The organism is Leifsonia sp. L25, assembly GCF_050632895.1.
The window spans coordinates 837,318-854,597 of the sequence record NZ_JBODRZ010000003.1; the positions used below are offsets into that span (position 1 = coordinate 837,318).

Consider the following 17,280-nt stretch of genomic DNA (forward strand, 5'->3'; position numbering starts at 1 on the left):
CCGTGAGCTCCTTCGGTCAGGCCGGGACGCCGGCGACGGCGTCCTCGATGGTGCGCCGCATGAGCGCGTGCTGCTTCTTCACGAGGTCGATCGGGTCGGCCTCGCCGAGGTCCTGGAAGGCGTGGCCCTCCCACTCGCTGGAGAGGTAACCGCGGTAGCCGCCCTGGACGAACTGGCGCACGATGCGCGGGATTTCCATGGCGGGCTCCTGGCCGTCTGCATCGATGTCGTAGAACTTCGCGTGCACGTGGAAGATCTGCGGCATGATGTCCAGCCACTCCTCCGGCGGGACGAGCCCATGCATGTTGAACGCCAGCCGGGTGAACGGGCCGAAGCCGACCGGGTCGACGCCCTCGCCGGCGAGGTAGTCCTCGAACTTCTGGTTGCGCACGTGCATGGGCGTCGGCTCGTGCCAGATCTCGTCCATGACCGCGAAGTGCTTCTCGTCCATCCCCATCTTCGCGAGCTGCGCGAGCAGCGTCGGCGACAGGCTGTGCATGGTCGAGGAGAAGTCCGCGGTGAAGCCGAGGCGGTCGCTGCCGAGCTCTTCGTAGAGTTCCCGGATGCCGAGCACCTTGGGGTCGTTCGGGCCCTGAGGCGCGTGGATCTCGTAGCCCAGCCGCTGGTCGTACTTCTCGGCGAGCGGCAGGAGGCTGCGCAGCAGCTCGCGGCCGGCCGAGCGGATGACCACCCGCTTGAAGCCGAGCGTGTGCGCGGTCTTCAGCTGGCGGGCGAGGAAGTCGTGCTCCTCGTCCGGCGTCATGTCGCGGTCCTTGCGGCGGCCCATGTCGAGATTGGTGCCGACCGCGCTCGGTTCGAGGCCGTACTTCTCCAGCGAGTCGAACCACAGCGTGACGAAGTCGGCGTCGACGTCCGGGTAGGTGCGCAGGAGCTGGGCGATGTTGAACTCGACGCCCGGGCCGATCCCGTTCTCGGCGACCGCGGCGATCAGGGTCTCTGGCGTGTAGAGGCCGGCGGCGAACTCGCTCGTCATCGAGTAGAGCGTGGTGCCCAGCTCGATGCCGGTGCCGGCGATGCCGTCCGCGCTGCTGTCGTCGGTCATGCGCGTGCTCCCTCGGTGCTCGGCAGCCACTGCGTGCTCGGCAGCCATTGGGCGAGCTGAAGGCGCGCCTCTGAGGCGTCGGTCACCATCCGGCTGCCCGCGTCCTGCGCGGCCGAGCGCTGCACGGCCTGCTCGTCGCGGATGATCTCGAACGGCGACTGCCAGTAGTTCCAGTGCCAGCCCTCGTACTCGCTGGAGATCGCGCCGTTGTAGCCGTTCCGCACCAGCAGCGCGATCAGGTCGCGCACCGGCACCGACGGCTCTTCGTGGTTCTCGTCGATTCCGAAGAACTTGCCGTGCACGTGCTTGATCCACGGCATGATCTCCAGCCAGTCGTCCACCCGCGCCGGGCCGAACAGACCGGTGCCGTTGATGCCGAAGTCGATGCCGAGGTCCGGGCGGCCGTTCTGGGCGGCGAGGCCGATGAAGCGGCCGAATCGCTGGCCGTGGTCGGCCTGGTCGGCGGGCGGCCCGGCCTCGTAGAACTCGTTCCACAGGTCGACGACTTTGCCGAGCAGCTCGTCCGTGGCGCCGCGGCGGCGGTAGGCCTCCAGCAGCGACGGCGCGAAGCCGACGGTCGTGGCTCCCCAGTCGGCGGTGAAACCGAGGAAGGGCGACCCGACCTCCTCGTAGCGGTCGCGCAGCGCGAGGATGCGCGGGTGCGACGCGTACTGGTCGGCGTGCACCTCCAGCGCGAGGGTGACGCCGTACTGCTCGGCGATCGGGGCGAGCGCGGCCATCGAGTCGGGGGTGATCGAGATCTGCACGCGCGCGATCGGGAAGCCCAGCTTCGCGGCCGCCTCGATCTGCCGGCGCATGTACTCGATCAGCTCGTCCTGGTTCAGCAGCCGGTCGCGGTGGATGCCGATGTCGGCGTTGATCGCGAGGGAGGTCTGCACCAGCCCGGTCTCGGCGACGAGGTCTCGGAACCAGCCGGCGAAGGCGTCGTCGATGGCCGGGAAGCCGCGGAAGCTGGAGAAGCCGATGATCTCCAGGCCCGGGCCGTAGCCGTCGGCGGCCACCTTGCGGATCAGGCCCTCGAGGTCGTATTCGCGACCGTGGAAGGCGCGCGTGAAACTGTAGAGGGTCACCCCCTGGATCGGCGATCCGAGGGTCGTGGCAGCGTCGCTCATGCCGTCACCGCCTTCATGGTCTTGGTGTCGTGCTCCTCGATGTGGAGCACCTCGTCGTCGCCGATGACGATGTACGGGATGTACACGGTGAGGTCGACGGAGACCTCGTGCTCGCGGCCGTCTGCCGCGACCGGCAGGTCTCCGGAGAGCACCGCCGAGTCGAGCGGGAACCACCACGACTCGGTGTCGTCCTTCATCTCCGCGAAGGTGCGCTCCTGGCCGTTGAGCTCCCAGCGGAGCGTCTCGGCCGGAGCGGGCACGCCGTCGATGGACAGCGAGGCGCCTGCGATGCAGGACGCCGGGAGCGCACGGTACCAGGGGATGCGCACGTCCACCGCGGCACGCGTGCCGGTGGTCCTGAGCGTTCCCTGCTCGATGATGCGATCGGGGATCACGAAGTCCTCCTTGACTACTTATTCCGTGTTTCTACACACTAATGTCGATTTACTGCAAAAGGCAAGAGCCGCCGCCGATTCAGCCGGCCAGCTCCCGAGCGATACGGCGCGCGCCCTTGACCGCCAGCGCCACCGAGGTGAGCGTCGGATTGCACGCCGTCGAGGTCGGGATGACGCCGTTGCCCGCGACGAAGACGCCGGGGGCGTCCCACAGCTCGCTGTCCGGCCCGCACACGCTGCGACCGTCGTCCGTCTCCCCCATCCGCACGCTGCCCTGATAGTGCAGCGAGGCGCCGAGCGGCATGGTGAACGGCCGGTCGCCGATCGGGTCGCCGACGGCCGTGGCCAGCGCGACGATCTCGTCCTCCGCGCGCGCGATGTCCGCGCGGTCGCGGTCGGTGAGGCGGTAGTGGATGCGCATGGCCGGCATCCCGTACCAGTCGCGCTCGTCGTCGCTGAACTCCACGCGGTCGTCCCACTGCAGGTCCTTGGCGCAGAACAGGCCGAGGCCGACGATCGAGCCGGGCACGACCGGGTCGTCGTCGGCCAGCGGGATCGGCGACGCGTCCAGCTGCATGACCTGGCCGTGGAACGGGACCGCGTCCGTGTACGGCACCCAGCTCACGCCGCTCTGCTCGCTGATCGAGCCGTCGATCATCTCGTCCGCGCCGAAGCCTCCGGAGGCCTTTCCCCCGCCGTCCGCCGCCGCGACCGTCGCGGCGTCCCGGATGCGGGTGGCGTAGACGATCTGCGTCTGGTCGTTGAGCATCCGGCCGAGCGCTGCCGGGCGGATGCCGCTGGCCCAGAGCACCTGCGGCGTGCGGAGGGCGTCCGCGGCGACCACGACGAAACGCGCCCGCACGGTGTGCGGCTCGCCGGTGCGGCGGTCGCGGACTTCGACCCCCGCGGCCCGGCCGTCCTCCAGGAGCACCCGGGTGACGAGCGAGTCGTCGTACAGCGCGAAGCGCTCGTTGGCGCGGGTCGCGTCGCCGAACACCACATCGGACCCCGACCAGACCAGCCGGCCGTCGTCGCGGCGGTGCACGGCGAGCGGCATCCGCTGGACGCGCCGGGCGGCCGGCCTCCCGTCGTCCACGGCCTCCGCGAGGCGCTCGCGGACCAGCGCCGTGAAAGGCGCGCCGTCGAAGGCGTCGGTGGTGACGCCGAGCAACCGGTCGGCCTCGTCCAGGAGGGCGTCCAGGTCGGGCAGGAACGCGATGCGCTCGCTGTCGCCGGGGCGCGGGCAGGCGCCCGTCCAGTGCGCGCCCATGCCGCCGACGTTGCTGGAGAAGGCGACGACGGGCATGCCGTCCTCGCCGGGCTCCTGGAAGCCCTCGTCCAGCAGGTACGTGCCTGGCCGGGCGCGGCGCTGACCGGCGGTGACCGCGCCGGGCGAGTTCACTGTGTCGGCGCCGGCTCCCGGTCCCTCCGAGCGCTCCTGGGCGTCGGCGCGCGCGGCAGCGTCCGCGATGTTCTTGACATGCGCTCCGGGCGGGTCGGAGACGGTCGGGCCGACCTCGAACAGCGCGATCGTCGCGCCGGGCGCCTCCTCGCTGAGGATGCGCGCGTAGGCTGCGCCGGTCGGTCCGCTGCCGACGATCGCGACGTCGACCGCCGCGGGATAGCGGCTCATGCCGCGGCCGCCAGTTCGCGGATGAGCGCGACGGAGGCCGCGGACTCCTGGGTCGGGTAGTACTCGAGCCCGATCGGGCCGTCGTAGCCGGACGCCCGCAGGATGCCCAGTCGCTCCGCCCAGTCGAGGTCGCCGGAGCCCGGCTCGCCGCGGCCGGGGGCGTCGGCGAGCTGCACGTAGGCGATCAGGCCGCCCGCGTTCGCGAGCTCCGTCGCCATGTCCTCGCCCTCCACGGCCGAGTGGTAGATGTCGTAGAGCACGCCGAAGAACGGGGAGTCGACGCCGCGCGCGACGTAGACCGCCTCCGCCGTGCGGTCGAGCAGTGAGCCCGGGTGGTCGACCCGGACGTTGACCGGCTCCAGCGCGAGCGCGATGCCGGACCCGTCGATCTGGGCGATGGCCGTCCGGTAGATCTCGATCAGCTTGTCGAGCTGGACCTGGCGCTTCCAGCCGCCGAAGCCCGTGCCGCTCCCGACGACGATGCGCGGGCAGCCGAGGTCGTGCGCGATGGCGACGCCCTCGTCCAGCTTGCGGTAGAACTCCGAGTGGTCCCACGGCGGGATCATGAACTGGGTGCGCGGCTCGGAGAGCTGGGCGGTGAGCGTCGTGCCGGTCTCCTCGAGCGCGGCCTTGAGCGCCGGGAGGTCCTTGGGCGTCGCGGGGGCGTCGACGCCGGTCGGGCCCCACATCTCCACGGCGGTGAAGCCCGCCGCCGCGGCCGCGCGCACGCGGTCGTGGTAGTCGCCGGCCTCGGTGAAGAGCAGTTCGATGTTGGGTGCGAGCTGGTACATGGTTCTCCTGTTCAGAACATCGGATGGTCGTGGGCGGCATGCGCGGGGACCTGCTGCAGCACGTCCCAGTGCTCGACGATCCGGCCGCTCTCGAATCGGTAGAGGTCCGCGACCGCGGCGTCCGGAGCGCCGGGTCGGGAAGCCTTGACATGCACCATCGCGTGGTCGCCGTCGACGAGGATCCGCTGGATCTCGAAGCGCGCCTCCGGGCTGCCGTCGAACTTCGGCGTCAGCGCCTCGACCGCAGCGGCCGGCCCGTCGGCGATGTTCGGGTTGTGCTGGCGGTAGTCGTCGGCGACCAGGAAGGCGAAAGCCTCGGCCACGCGCTTGCGCGTGTAGAAGAGGTCGCAGAACTGCTCGAAGGCGGCGCGGTGGTCGGTCATGCCGGCTCCTTCCGGGAGGCGAGCGTGACCGGCCCGAGCAGGCCGCTCGGGTCCTGCTGAACGAAGGCGGAGAAGAAGTCGGGCTGGGCCTTGGCCAGCGTGTCGGTGACCTCGACCTCGAGGGTGTTCGTCGCGGCGAGCACACCCTTCGGCACCGCGAAGACATACGGCGGCGCGATCCGGCTGCCCAAGTCCACCCCGTTGAGGCGCACGGTCGCCAACTCGAAGACCGCGCCGAGGTCGAGGGTGTGCGGGAGGCCGGCGGCGGCCGCGTCGAACGTGGCCGTGTAGCGGGCCGTGCCGCTGAACCGCGGCAGCAGGTCGGGGTCGCTCAGCGGGCGCAGGTCGCCGAGGGTCCGCCAGTCGGCGAACCCGGGCTCGCCCGCCGGCGCGAGTGCGACCGACCAGGCCGGCGCGACCTCCACCGTCGCGCCGTGCTCGGCCGACGGCTCGACCGGGAGGCCCTCCCAGGCCGCCGGCGACCCGACCAGAAGAACCGTCGCGGCGCCCGGCGCGAGGTCGAGGTCCACCCGCGCGACACCGCGACCGGTCGTGCTCGGCACCGCGGTCAGGGTCCCGGTGAAGGCGTCGAAGGCGACCACCTCGCCGGCGCGCGGGAGGGTCGCGCCCGTATGCACGGTGTCCCGCACCGACTCGTTGACGAGCATGATCGCGTCGGCGTCGCCCAGGTCTCGACGCAGCACGCGCAGAGACGGCGCGGACCGCTCGAGCCGCACGGCGCGGTCGGTCATCCCGGCCGCAGCGTCGACGAAACGCTTCTGCGACACCTGTCGGAACCGGATCCGTAGCGCGCCGGGATCGCGGCCTCCGGACACCTCCGGCACCGACCCGACGAACACGACCGGGACCCCGGCGTCGTCCAGTCGCAGCAACTCACGTGCGACGTGCTCCGGCAGGAAGGAGCTGCCCGGCACGATCAGCGCGTCGTACGTCTCGCCGCCCAGGGCCAGCTTCGAACCGTCCACCCCCGCGCCGGGGAGCGCATCGGCCGGCACGATGTCGGCGTCGAGCTGGGCCTCCATCAGCAGTCGGAGCGGGTGCTCGGACGCCATCGCGTCGCCGAGCCACTCCGCATCGGCGTGGTAGAGCACGGCGAACGGCGCGACGTGCACGCCGCCCTGCAGCAGGTGGCTGAGCCGGTTCGTGTACGCGCTGAGCAGGTGCTGGTACGGGTACTGCGGGTTCTGTCCCCGCGCGTAGAAGTGCGGCGGGCAGTCCAGGTCGGGGAACGGCGCGGGCGAGAACGCGTGCGGCACGACGTGGGTCACCCCGCGCACCAGGAGGTGGTTCGTGAGCCAGGTGAAGAGCCGGAGCCCGGCGTACCAGCCCGAGGCGCCGATCGTCTCGCACACCGACCTGCCCTGCTTGAGCGGGTCGAGGTGCGCGGCGGACGACGCGAGCTTGGCCAGGCCGAAGTGGAAGAACTCCCCCGCGGCGGCACCGGACAGGTTGCCGAACGGGCCGCGCGAGAAGCCCGGGACGACCTGGCCGCCGATGATGTCGACACCGGCCATGTCCTGTCCGGCCATCGCGCGGAAGTAGTGCCCGGCGCCCGGTCCGAGGCGCGCGTGCGCGCCGTTGTCCTCGATGACGTGGCCGATGTACTCCACGCCGTGGTTGCGGCACCAGTCGCCGAGCCGGCGGCTGAAGTTCTCCGAGTACAGCCGGGAGACGGTGTCCATGTAGGCGTAGCGGACCTCCCGTTCGCGGCCCTGGGCGGGCCACCAGAGCAGCGGGAGGAGCGCGTCGACGCCGGCGCCGAGACGCTCGGAGAGCCGCTCGGCTACCAGGCCGTTCCAGGGCAGCGGGACGGCCTTGCCGAGCGCCGAGCCGAAGTCGAAGGTGTCGGGGTCGTTGTAGAGGCCCGGCTCGTCGCTGAAGAATCCGGCGATCGTGTCGCCGAACTCGGCGGCGTAGCGCGCGTGGATGGCCTCGTACACCGTGTCCACGAGCAACTGCGTGGAGGCGCCGGAGAGGTAGTCGATGTGGCGCGCGTGCCGCTCGCTGCCGCCGCCCCCACCGACAGGAAGAAGACGCGCCACCAGCCGTCGGGGATGTCCCAGTGCAGCACTCCGTCCGCGATCCGGTCGGTCAGGTCGACGGGGTCGCCGATCAGCTCGTCCGAGTCCTCGGCGCGCGGGTAGGCCAGCACGCGGACCAGCTCGCCCGGCTCCTGCGCGGCCTCCGGTCCCCAGAACTTGCGCCGCTCCACGATGAAGGAGGCGCCGCGCGCCGGGCCGACCGCGTCGGTGTGCCGTTCGCTGAGGAAGCGCCGGCGCAGCTCTGCCGGCGCGGACTCCACCGCACCGCCGGCGTGCCCGGTCGGGAAGGTGTCGTCGTCGAAGAACCAGACCTTCATCCCGCGGCGCCGCGCGATCTCCAGCACTGCGTCCACATCGCGCCACCAGCCGTCGCCGAGGAACTCCGGATGCGGCCGGGCCTCCAGGATGACGGCGCCGATCCCGGCGTCGCCGATCCGCTCCATCTCTTCGCGGACGATCTCGACGGGCGCGCCCTTCTGCCAGAACAGCGGCATGATCGCGTTCGGGACGGCGCCGGCGACGGCGTCGCGGAGTCGGTCGAGGGTCATGGCGTGTGCTCCAATCGCAGGGTCCGCCGCTGCTCGGCGTTTCCGTCGCCGACGGTGACCGTGAAATCGCCGGGCTCCAGGACACGTCGCTCGCCGTCGGCCCAGAAGCGCAGGTCGTCGGCATGGATCCGGAAGCCGACCCGGGTGGACTCGCCCGGCTGCAGCGTCACGCGGGTGAAGCCGCGCAGGCGGCGGACGGGCTGCGTCACGGAGGCGACCTCGTCGGTGACGAACAGCATCACGACGTCGTCGCCGGCCCGGTCGCCCGTGTTCCGCACGATGACGCCGGCCTCGATCCCGGCCTCCAGCTCATCGGCGCGCGCGACGTCGTGTGACAGCGCGAAGCCGTGCAGTTCGAAGCTCGTGTAGCTGAGGCCGTGCCCGAAGTCGAAGCGCGGGCCGAGCGGGAGGTCGAGGAACTTCGACGTGTAGTAGTCGTCGGTGTTGTTCGGTCCGGTGAGCTCGGTCATCGGTCCGCCGGCGAGCAGCGCGCCTCCGGTCCGCGGCGGCCGGCCGGTGCGCTCGTGGTCGTAGTGGATGGGCACCTGGCCGACGGCGCGCGGGAACGTCATCGGCACGCGTCCTCCGGGATTCACGCGCCCGGAGAGGGTCGCGGCGATCGCGGCGGGCGCCTCGGAGCCGAGGTGCCAGACGCAGAGGAGCGCGTCGACGCGCTCGACCCAGTCCTCCACGACGAGCGGACGCCCGGTCGCGAGCACGACCACGACACGTGCCCCGGTGTCCGCGAGCGCGTGGATCAGCCGGCGCTGCGCCTCCGGGAGGGCGATGTCCGAGCGGGAACTCGCCTCGCCGGAGAGGCGGCTCGGCTCGCCCACCGCCACGACGACCAGGTCGGCGTCGGCAGCGTGCACCACGGCCTCGGCGAGCGCGGCCTCCGTCGCGTCGAAGAACCCGCAACCGTCCACGACATCCCAGTCGACGCCGGGCAGCTCCGCCGCGAGCGCGTCGGCCAGGGTCTCCCGCACCGGCGACGCGAAGTGCTGCACCCACGCGCCGAGGTGATCGAGGCTGCGGGCGTAGGGTCCGGCGAGCAGGACGCGGCCCGACGCCGGGAGGGGCAGTGCGCCGCCGTTCGTCAGCAGCACGGTGCAGCGCTCCGCGGCCTGCCGCGCGAGCTCGCGATAGCGGTCGGACGCGCTCGTGGGCGCGTCGGCGGCAACGTACGGGTGCTCGAAGAGACCGAGACGCAGCTTGAGGCGGAGCACCCGGCGCACCGCGTCGTCCACCCGCGCGACCGACAGCTCGCCGGGCGCGACGAGTGCCGTGCCGTCGGCATCCACGAGCGGCGACCCGCCCATGACGATGTCGACGCCGGCCTCGATCGCGGCGATCACGGCGCTGCGCTCGTCGGCGACGAGGCCGTGGTTCACGAGCTGGGCGACCCCGTCGGCGTCGCCGACGACCACGCCCTCGAAGCCCCACTCCTCCTTGAGCACGCCCGTCAGCAGTTCCCGGTTGGCGTGCATCGGGACGCCGTTGAGCGCGTTGAAGGCCGCCATCACCGTCGCGGCCCCGGCCTCCACGCCCGTGCGGAACGTCTCGAGGTACGTCTCGCGCAGCCGACGACCGGACACGTCGGTCGTGTTGTAGTCCCGTCCTGCCTCGGCGGCCCCGTACGCGACGAAGTGCTTGAGGCAGGCGGCGAGCGCGTCGCCCGCGGCGAGGTCCCGGCCCTGGTAGCCCGCGACCTTCGCGACGGTGAAGACCGAGGACAGGTAGGGGTCTTCGCCGAAGCCTTCGACCACGCGACCCCAGCGCGGGTCGCGTGTCACGTCGGCCATCGGGGAGAACGTCCAGTTCACTCCGGCCGACCGGGCCTCGGTCGCCGAGACACGGGCGTCGAGCTCGGCGACCGCCGGGTCGAAGCTCGCGGCCTGCGCCAACGGCGTCGGGAAGATCGTGAACTGCCCGTGGATGACGTCGAGCCCGACCAGCAGCGGGATGCCGAGCTCGGTCTCCTCCACTGCGATCCGCTGGGCGGCGTTCGTCTCGGCCGCGCTCGGCGGCCAGAACGTCGAGCCGATGCCGCGCCGGAGCAGCGCCTCCCGCTCGGCGGCGTCGGGGCGCCACACGATCTGAAGCTGCAGGAGCTTCTGCTCCCAGGTCATGCGCTCGATCAGCGCCTCGATTTCGACCGTCACCGTGTCGACCGTCATCGCGCCTCCCCGTCGAGCGGGCGGTACCGGAACCGGCGGAAGACGACCTCCCCGCCGCCCGCGGCGAACAGCGCGGGGCGGAGGCTTTTGAGGTCGTTGATCGTGGCCGAGTGCGCGCCCGAGGTGTCGTAGCGGACCCCGTGCCGCGTCCACTCGTCGCCGGGACGGCGGTGCCAGCCGGTGACGATGTGGTGGTCGTTGCGGAGACGGAACTCGATGACGTCGCCGGGCGACGCCGGCTCGCGCCAGTGCGTGCGGATGCCGCCGGCGTAGCTCGGCAGTGCGACTCCGTCCCAGCCCATCCCGTAGAACAGGCGGTCGTTGAAATAGAGGAGCAGTCCTCCCGTTGCACCGCCGCGCACCTCGAGCTCCACTTCGATCTCGTAGGCGTCGTCCATCGCCCAAGTGGTCAGGGGCGAGCTGTCGGACGGCGAGGCGCCCTTCGCGCGGAGCACGAGGCCGCCGGCGAAGCCGGCCCGGTCCTGCTCGCTCCTGCCGGGGTTGTCGAAGACCCAGCGCTCACCCCAGGCCGGAGCGGCGAAGTCGTCGGAGGGGGCGGGCACGGCGACCGGGCGGGACGCTCCGGCGGGCTTGGCGAGGGGCGCGCCGAGATCGGGCGCACCGGCCACCGGCCAGCCGTCCTCCGTCCAGGCGATGGGCTCCAGCAGCGCCTGCCGGCCGAGCGTGCGGTACGCGTTGGCGTACCCGTGCGACACCATCCACCACGAGCCGTCCGGCGCGTCCAGGATCGTCGCGTGCCCGCGCGACCACCAGGCCTCCTCGGCCGACCAGGTGCGTGCGATCGGGTTGCCCGGCGCGTTCTCCCACGGACCGTGGATGGAGGCCGACCGGGCGACGATCACCATGTGGCCGGTGGCCGGGCCGCCGGTGCCGCCGACCGCGCTGACCAGGTAGAACCAGTCGCCGCGGCGGAACAGCTTCGGGCCCTCCAGCGCGTAGGCCTCGGTGATCCACTCGTCCGGGTACTGCCAGCCGTCGTAGACCTGCTCCAACGGGGTCACGGCGCGCAGGCCGTCCGGGCTCAGCCGGCAGCGGCGGATGCCGTTGACGAAGAGGTAGCGTTCGCCGTCCTCCCCCACCGCGTGCCCGGGGTCGATCGCGCCGGAGACGCCGGTGAACACCGGCTCGCTCCACGGCCCCTCCGGGCTGTCGGCGTGGGTCACCCAGATCTGCGGCTCGGCGATCGCGTCGGACCAGGCGCTCGGGATGAACGGGATGTAGAGGTAGAACCGGCCGTCGTGCTCGATGAAGTCGGGCGCGAACACCGTCGTCATCGGCCGCTCCAGGGCGCACGTCACGAACGTCCAGTTGACCAGGTCTGGCGAGCGCCAGATCGTCAGCCCGGGCGACGCGTCGAACGACGAGTACGTGAGGTAGTACTGCTCGCCGACCCGGAGGACGGCCGGGTCCGGCCGGTCGCCGGGCAGCACGGGGTTGCGGAAGGTCCCGTCCCCGAGGTCGGGGCCGGACCGTGGAGCGTCGGTCATCGTCAGCCCTTGAGCCCGCCGGCGTAGCCCTGGATGAACTTCTTCTGCGCGAAGGCGTAGAACGCGAGGATCGGGATCATCGAGACGATGACGATCGCGAAGATCAGGTTCCACTGCGAGACCAGCGAGCCGACGTAGCTGTACATGACGACCGGGAGGGTCTGCCAGGGGGTGCCGTTCAGGAAGATCAGCGAGGTGAAGAAGTCGTTCCAGACGATCAGCCCGGCGAGGATCGCGACGGTGCCGGTCGCCGGGGACATCAGCGGGAAGACGACCTTGCGGAACACCTGGTACCGGTTCGCGCCGTCGATGACCGCGGCCTCCTCGTACTCCGGTGTCAGGTTGCGGAAGAAGTTCGCGTAGAGGAAGACCGACAGCGGCAGCAGCATCCCGGTGTAGATGAGCACCATCCCCCAGGGGTTGCCGACCAGTCCGACCGTCCGCGCGCCGATGTAGAGCGGCAGCGTGCCGAGCTGCGTGGGCAGGATGATCGCCACGAGGAAGAGGTAGAACGCGCGACGGCTCCACCGGCTCGTCGAGCGGGCGATCCCGTAGGCGGCGACCGAGCCGAGCCCGACGAGCAGGAGGATGCTGCCCGTTGTGATGATCACGCTCGACAGCAGCCCCGCCCAGATGTTCCCGGAGGAGTTCGAGTCGGGCGACAGCAGCTTGACGAAGTTGTCGAACGTCGGGCTGGTCGGCGGCGCGACCGCGGCCGAGCTGAGGATGTCGGGCAGGGTCTTCAGCGACCCGACCAGCAGGATCCAGAACGGCAGCAGCATGATCGCCGCGGCGATCAGCGTGATGATCTCGATCGTGAGGGTCTTCTTGGTGTACCGGAACACGGGTCAGGCCTCCTTGAGGGAGCGATCGCGCGTCAGGTACTGCTGCGCGACGGAGAAGATGAGGATGAGCAGGCTCAGCACGAGCGCGAGCGCCGCTCCGAAGCCGAACTGCTGGTAGGTGAACGCGGTCTGGTAGACCTCCAGCGCGAGCGTCTGGGTCGCCCCGGCCGGCCCGCCGCCGGTGAGGGCGACCACCTGGTCGAACACCCGCAGGCCCTGGATGAGCGTCAGCGTCGTCGCGATCGCGACCGACGGCTGGATCTGCGGGAGGACGACGTACCGGAACCGTTTGAAGGGACCCGCCCCGTCGAGGGCCGCCGCCTCCTCCATCTCGATGGGGACGGTCGCGAGACCCGCCAGGTAGACGACCATGACGAAGCCGATGTTCTGCCAGACCATCACGATCAGCACGCACCAGATCGCCAGCGTCGGGTCGGCGAGCCAGTTCTGCTTGGGGAGGCCGACCGAGGTCATCGCCTGGTTCAGCGGGCCGTTGTAGTCGAAGATGAACTTCCAGATGTACGAGACGGCGATCGGGCTGACCACTACGGGCATGAAGATCAGCGTGCGGAGCACGTACCGCGACTTCAGGGAGCGGTTCAGCGCAAGGGCGAAGAGCAGGCCGAAGACGTTGGTGAGGATCAAGAACCCGAAGGCCAGGAAGAGGGTGTTCCACAGCGACCCGATCAGCTCCGGGGTCTGGAAGATCTTGACGAAGTTCGCCAGTCCCACGAAGTCGAACGGGCCGAGGCCCGACCAGTTCGTGAAGGCGAAGAAGCCGCCTGCGATGGTCGTCGCGTAGATCACGACCAGCATCAGCACGAGGGCGGGAGCGCCCACCACCAGCTCCCGAGCCGTACGCGGTACGGCTTCCTGCCCGGGACCCGGCGCGGCGCCTGCACCTCGGCCGGGCTCTCGCTCTGGCTCCGGCTCTGCGCCTTCGTCTGCGTCTTGGTCATTCTCCGCACCTCTGACTGCGTCGTCATCGATTCGTTCCTTCCACCCGGATTCGGGCGGCCGACCCTCTCAGGGTCGGCCGCCCGGGTCACCGGATCAACCCCAGTCGGTGTCCAGCTGCTGGAGCACCTGCTTGACGGTCATCTGACCGGTCAGGATGCCCTGCACCCCGTTGCCGAGGTCGGTGTAGATCTTGGCGTTCGGCCACTCGGTGGGCGCGTAGCCGCGGGTGTCGTTCTTGGCGATCTCGTCCTTGATGCCGGCGTACTGCGGCAGCAGCGTGGAGGTCGCGCTCACGTTCACCGGGATGGTGCCGACCGACTTCGAGTAGGCCTCCTGGCCCTTGTCCGAGACGATGTACTTCAGGAAGTCCGACGCGAGGGTCGGGCTCTTCGTCTTGGCGCTCGCCGTGACGCCCTGGTCCGAGCTGAGCGACAGGTAGGTCTTCGTGCCCTTCGGCGCGCCGACCGGGAGGGCGACGAGCTTCACGTGACCGCCCGCGGCCTGCATGATCTGCTGCGCCGCCGCGCTCGGGGCGAAGAAGCCCAGGATCTTGCCGGAGGAGGCGCCGTTGGTCAGAGCGTCGAAGCCGGCGCTGGTCGCGCCGTCCTGGAAGCAGCCGGCGTCGTACATCTTCTTGATCGACTCGAGGGCGGTCGTCCAGCCCTTGGTGCCGGCGAAGGTGACCTTGTTCTTGGCGCGGTCGGCGTTCCAGTTCTTGTTCGGGCCGTAGACCGTGGAGGTGGCGAGGGCGACGGCGAGGATGCCGTTGTTGGCGAAGGTCGATCCGGCCAGGCCGTAGATCGTCTTGCCGGCGGCGCGGGCCTTGCCGCACTGGGCGATGATGTCGTCGAGGCTGGTGGTCGCGTCGATGTTCACGCCGATCGACTTGGCGAGCTCGTCGTTGTAGATCACCCCGTTGAGCTGGGTGCCGAGCGGGACGCCGTACGTCTTGCCGTTGTAGGTCCACAGGCTCTTGGACGCGTCGGGGATCTTGGCGGTGATCCCCGGGTCGGTGAGCGGCAGGACGAGACCGGACTTGGCGAACGGGATCACCGAGTCGGCCTGGCCGGTGCCGCCTTCCGCGTAGAACGTGTCCGGGGCGTTGCCGCCCTGCACGCGGGTCCCCATGGTCGCCGCGTAGCTCTCGGTCGGGAGGTTCTGGGTGGTGACCGTCACGCCCTTGTTCTGGCTCTCGAACGACTTGGCGATGCCGTCGTAGGCCGCCTTGTCCTGGTCGTTCGTCGCGCCGTAGGCGAAGGTGATGGTCTGCGGCTCCTTGCCGGACGACGTCCCCGTGCCGGAGCACCCGGCGAGCAGGAGTCCGGCGGTGACAGGGACGGCGAGCCAGGCGAGCCGAGCAGTGCGGCTCCTGCGTGTGTGCTTCATCGGATTGACCTCTTCTAAGACTTCTTTGTCGGGGAGGCGGCGGCTGCGTCGCCGGCCTCGGGGGCAGTTTCGAGTGTCGCAGCGGTAAAGCAGATAAACAACGGTAGTTCTGCTTATCCCAGACATAAGCTGGGTCGATACGCGATCGAGACACCCGCGGCGGCCCCGCCCGACAGCCTCGAACGCGACGTGGATGCGATGGTCACAGCGCCCCCTTATTGCACCTTTTCAGGTCCTTCCGCTAGGTTGGATTGCGGTAGCGGGGAGTGAAAAAGTCTCCTGCGCGCCGATTCGAGAAGCCCACGCCACGTGCGTGGGTTTCTGCGTTAGCCCGTCGCGTCAGTGATATTTGCCATAATCAAAAGATGCTTCTGGCCTACATCGACGAGATCGGTGAACCCGGAGCGTTCATCGCACGGAACCATCCGCGCTTCAACACCAGCGCTGCCTTCGGCTATGCAGGCTTCATCGTTCCCTCTGATAGTGCTCGGTACTTCGGCGCGATCTTTGATACTGAGAAGCGCCGACTATTCAAAGCCGAGATCGAGGCAGCCGAGCATCCCGGGCGCTGGGAACGCAAGGGATCGAGCATCTTCCGGCCCGACACGAATACACGGTTCCCGCATCAGCTCAGAGTCTTCAACTATTTGGTTCGCCGGATCCGCGAACTAGGCGGTTGCCTGTTCTACTACGCGGACGAGAAACCTCTGGGCACGCCAGCCCAGACGCGCTTGGACGTGGTGGAGCGGGAGACTGTCGCGATGCGAGAATCCCTGAACCGCATCGCCCGGCACGCCGATCATCGAAACATGAACGTGATGGTCATGATCGATCAGATCAACGAGAGACAACGCTCTGAGCGCCTCCCGAAGATGTATGCCCACATCCTCGGCCGGGCATCGGACCATCCAGAAATGACGCGGATCATCGAACCACCGATGCATGTCGACAGCGTCTTGAGCGCAAACATCCAGTTCGCCGATTGGATCGCGGCCTGCGTGGCGCGCGCAATCGATTACCACGTTATTGCGGAGTCGCAGTACGGCTGGGTGGCGGCATCTGACGCGGTGGGCGCTGTGAGGGGGGCGTTCACGCACGAATCCAAGCTGCACCTTTGGAATCGGGCGGTCGCGGATCTGAATCACTCGGACGTGTTCCGCAAAGATCGGCCTCTCCATCCGATCGCAACCGGCCAGATTGTTGGTGCTCGTATCGACCCAAACGTGTTTCGGCGGATCAAGGCAGCGGCGGAGCGTAACCATCTGACCGGTCACCGGGCTGGTACTGATTTATAGTGAAATCGCCCGGCTCCGCGTGAGAAAGGATCACATCGTCGTGACCGATTACCCGTTGATGTCGCGGCTCGACCTCAACCTGCTGATCGCGCTGGACGCGCTCCTCACCGAGCGGAGCGTGACCCGCGCGGCCGAGCGGCTCCGGCTCAGCCAGCCCGCGCTCAGCGCCTCGCTCGCGCGGCTGCGCATCCACTTCAACGACCCCATCCTCGCCCGCCGGGGCAACACCTACGAGCTGACCCCGCTGGCCCTGCGGCTGGCCGACCACACCACGATCGCGCTGGAGGCCGCCCGCCGGGTCTTCGAGAGCCAGGCCACCTGGGACCCTGCGGAGTCGGTGCGCGAGTTCTCGATCTTCGGCTCGGACTACGGCTTCACCACCATCGGTCGCGTCGTCTCCGAACTCGCCGCCGCGCAGGCGCCCGGCGTGCACTTCCGGTTCATGCTGCACAACCCGACGGTGGTCGAGGACGCGACGAACCGGCTCCGCTCGGTGGACGGGATGATCCTCCCGCACGGGTTCCTCACCGAGCTGCCCTTCGTCGACCTGTGGCAGGACGACTGGGTCGCGATCGTGGCCGAGGACAACGACGAGGTCGGCGACGCGCTGTCCCGCGAGGAGATGTCGAAGCTCCCTGGGTGATGAACTACCAGTCCCGATCGGCGTTCACCTCGGCGGAGCGGCAGGTGCAGCAGCTCGGGGTCGAGCCGAACGTGGAGGTCGTGGTCGAGAGCTTCATGGCGATCCCGCACTTCATCGCGGGCACCCGCCGGGTCGGCATCATCCACTCGGCGCTCTTCCCGCTCGCGAAGCGTGCAGCGGCCGTGCGCGCCGTCGGCCTGCCGTTCGAGCCGACCCCGATCGTCAACGCGTTGTGGTGGCACCCCGTGCACAGCCACGACCCGGAGCACACGTGGATGCGGGCGCTGTTCGAGGAGGCCGGCCGCATCGTGGGCGCGGGCGACCACACCTGACGCCGAGGGGCACCGAGCGCCTGCCCTATCTGCGAGTGAACCCTATTCGCATCCGCGGATCATCCGGGTCACCGGCGGACAGGACCAAGTCGGTCGTGAACAGACCGTTCTCCGCGTAGATGAGT

General features: G+C 69.8%; 16 protein-coding genes. 3 read left to right on the top strand and 13 right to left on the bottom strand.

Annotated elements, in window-relative coordinates; all coding sequences use genetic code 11:
- Positions 1-16: 16 nt before the first annotated feature.
- The 13 genes from ACRAWC_RS07940 to ACRAWC_RS08000 all read right to left on the bottom strand — a co-directional run bounded on the left by ACRAWC_RS07940 (position 17) and on the right by ACRAWC_RS08000 (position 14,885).
- Positions 17-1,063: a sugar phosphate isomerase/epimerase family protein gene (locus ACRAWC_RS07940; protein WP_431347236.1), complete on the bottom strand. Its 1,047-nt coding sequence runs from the start codon at positions 1,061-1,063 to the stop codon at positions 17-19.
- On the bottom strand, positions 1,060-2,196 hold the full coding sequence (locus tag ACRAWC_RS07945) for a sugar phosphate isomerase/epimerase family protein (RefSeq protein WP_431347237.1): 1,137 nt from the start codon (positions 2,194-2,196) through the stop codon (positions 1,060-1,062). The genes ACRAWC_RS07940 and ACRAWC_RS07945 overlap by 4 nt, the downstream gene beginning before the upstream one ends.
- Entirely contained in the window at positions 2,193-2,591 is a 399-nt protein-coding gene (locus ACRAWC_RS07950) for a C-glycoside deglycosidase beta subunit domain-containing protein (RefSeq protein WP_431347238.1), read from the bottom strand. The genes ACRAWC_RS07945 and ACRAWC_RS07950 overlap by 4 nt, the downstream gene beginning before the upstream one ends.
- A 79-nt stretch (positions 2,592-2,670) precedes the next feature.
- Complete coding sequence (locus tag ACRAWC_RS07955) at positions 2,671-4,224, bottom strand: GMC oxidoreductase (protein WP_431347239.1); 1,554 nt, start codon at positions 4,222-4,224, stop codon at positions 2,671-2,673.
- Positions 4,221-5,015 carry a TIM barrel protein gene (locus tag ACRAWC_RS07960; protein WP_431347240.1) on the bottom strand — a complete coding sequence of 265 codons (795 nt, stop codon included), beginning with the start codon at positions 5,013-5,015 and terminating at the stop codon, positions 4,221-4,223. Before ACRAWC_RS07960 ends, ACRAWC_RS07955 begins: the two co-directional genes overlap by 4 nt.
- An 11-nt stretch (positions 5,016-5,026) precedes the next feature.
- Positions 5,027-5,398: a nuclear transport factor 2 family protein gene (locus tag ACRAWC_RS07965; protein ID WP_431347241.1), complete on the bottom strand. Its 372-nt coding sequence runs from the start codon at positions 5,396-5,398 to the stop codon at positions 5,027-5,029.
- Positions 5,395-7,368, bottom strand: coding sequence for a hypothetical protein (locus tag ACRAWC_RS07970; RefSeq protein WP_431347242.1), 1,974 nt, complete (start codon positions 7,366-7,368; stop codon positions 5,395-5,397). Before ACRAWC_RS07970 ends, ACRAWC_RS07965 begins: the two co-directional genes overlap by 4 nt.
- 637 nt (positions 7,369-8,005) lie before the next feature.
- Positions 8,006-10,186: a glycoside hydrolase family 3 N-terminal domain-containing protein gene (locus tag ACRAWC_RS07975; RefSeq protein ID WP_431347243.1), complete on the bottom strand. Its 2,181-nt coding sequence runs from the start codon at positions 10,184-10,186 to the stop codon at positions 8,006-8,008.
- Positions 10,183-11,694 (bottom strand): family 43 glycosylhydrolase, encoded by a 1,512-nt coding sequence (locus ACRAWC_RS07980; RefSeq protein ID WP_431347244.1) that lies wholly within the window; start codon positions 11,692-11,694, stop codon positions 10,183-10,185. The genes ACRAWC_RS07975 and ACRAWC_RS07980 overlap by 4 nt, the downstream gene beginning before the upstream one ends.
- A 2-nt stretch (positions 11,695-11,696) precedes the next feature.
- The gene (locus ACRAWC_RS07985) at positions 11,697-12,539 is read right to left on the bottom strand and encodes a carbohydrate ABC transporter permease (protein ID WP_431347245.1); all 843 of its coding nucleotides are present in this window, start codon (positions 12,537-12,539) and stop codon (positions 11,697-11,699) included.
- A 3-nt stretch (positions 12,540-12,542) separates the two neighbouring features.
- Entirely contained in the window at positions 12,543-13,379 is an 837-nt protein-coding gene (locus tag ACRAWC_RS07990) for a carbohydrate ABC transporter permease (protein WP_431347246.1), read from the bottom strand.
- Positions 13,355-13,498, bottom strand: a complete 144-nt coding sequence (locus tag ACRAWC_RS07995) for a hypothetical protein (protein ID WP_431347247.1) — start codon at positions 13,496-13,498, stop codon at positions 13,355-13,357. The genes ACRAWC_RS07990 and ACRAWC_RS07995 overlap by 25 nt, the downstream gene beginning before the upstream one ends.
- 94 nt (positions 13,499-13,592) lie before the next feature.
- Positions 13,593-14,885, bottom strand: a complete 1,293-nt coding sequence (locus ACRAWC_RS08000; RefSeq protein ID WP_431347248.1) for an ABC transporter substrate-binding protein — start codon at positions 14,883-14,885, stop codon at positions 13,593-13,595.
- A 365-nt stretch (positions 14,886-15,250) separates the two neighbouring features.
- Here ACRAWC_RS08000 and ACRAWC_RS08005 point away from each other — a divergent pair, with 365 nt between their 5' ends.
- The 3 genes from ACRAWC_RS08005 to ACRAWC_RS08015 are packed head-to-tail and all read left to right on the top strand — an operon-like array spanning position 15,251 to position 17,155.
- Positions 15,251-16,180 carry a DUF3800 domain-containing protein gene (locus tag ACRAWC_RS08005; protein ID WP_431347249.1) on the top strand — a complete coding sequence of 310 codons (930 nt, stop codon included), beginning with the start codon at positions 15,251-15,253 and terminating at the stop codon, positions 16,178-16,180.
- Between the two features lie 40 nt (positions 16,181-16,220).
- Complete coding sequence (locus ACRAWC_RS08010; protein ID WP_431347250.1) at positions 16,221-16,823, top strand: LysR family transcriptional regulator; 603 nt, start codon at positions 16,221-16,223, stop codon at positions 16,821-16,823.
- On the top strand, positions 16,820-17,155 hold the full coding sequence (locus ACRAWC_RS08015) for a hypothetical protein (RefSeq protein WP_431347251.1): 336 nt from the start codon (positions 16,820-16,822) through the stop codon (positions 17,153-17,155). The genes ACRAWC_RS08010 and ACRAWC_RS08015 overlap by 4 nt, the downstream gene beginning before the upstream one ends.
- The last annotated feature ends 125 nt before the right edge of the window (positions 17,156-17,280 follow it).

Bases quoted from the DNA above. Each gene is read 5' to 3' on its own strand.
- ACRAWC_RS07965 (WP_431347241.1), bottom strand. From the start codon at position 5,398: ATGACCGACCACCGCGCCGCCTTCGAGCAGTTCTGCGACCTCTTCTAC.
- ACRAWC_RS07945 (WP_431347237.1), bottom strand. From the start codon at position 2,196: ATGAGCGACGCTGCCACGACCCTCGGATCGCCGATCCAGGGGGTGACC.
- ACRAWC_RS08005 (WP_431347249.1), top strand. From the start codon at position 15,251: ATGCTTCTGGCCTACATCGACGAGATCGGTGAACCCGGAGCGTTCATC.
- ACRAWC_RS07980 (WP_431347244.1), bottom strand. From the start codon at position 11,694: ATGACCGACGCTCCACGGTCCGGCCCCGACCTCGGGGACGGGACCTTC.
- ACRAWC_RS07995 (WP_431347247.1), bottom strand. From the start codon at position 13,498: ATGACCAAGACGCAGACGAAGGCGCAGAGCCGGAGCCAGAGCGAGAGC.
- ACRAWC_RS08000 (WP_431347248.1), bottom strand. From the start codon at position 14,885: ATGAAGCACACACGCAGGAGCCGCACTGCTCGGCTCGCCTGGCTCGCC.
- ACRAWC_RS07955 (WP_431347239.1), bottom strand. From the start codon at position 4,224: ATGAGCCGCTATCCCGCGGCGGTCGACGTCGCGATCGTCGGCAGCGGA.
- ACRAWC_RS07960 (WP_431347240.1), bottom strand. From the start codon at position 5,015: ATGTACCAGCTCGCACCCAACATCGAACTGCTCTTCACCGAGGCCGGC.
- ACRAWC_RS07940 (WP_431347236.1), bottom strand. From the start codon at position 1,063: ATGACCGACGACAGCAGCGCGGACGGCATCGCCGGCACCGGCATCGAG.
- ACRAWC_RS07975 (WP_431347243.1), bottom strand. From the start codon at position 10,186: ATGACGGTCGACACGGTGACGGTCGAAATCGAGGCGCTGATCGAGCGC.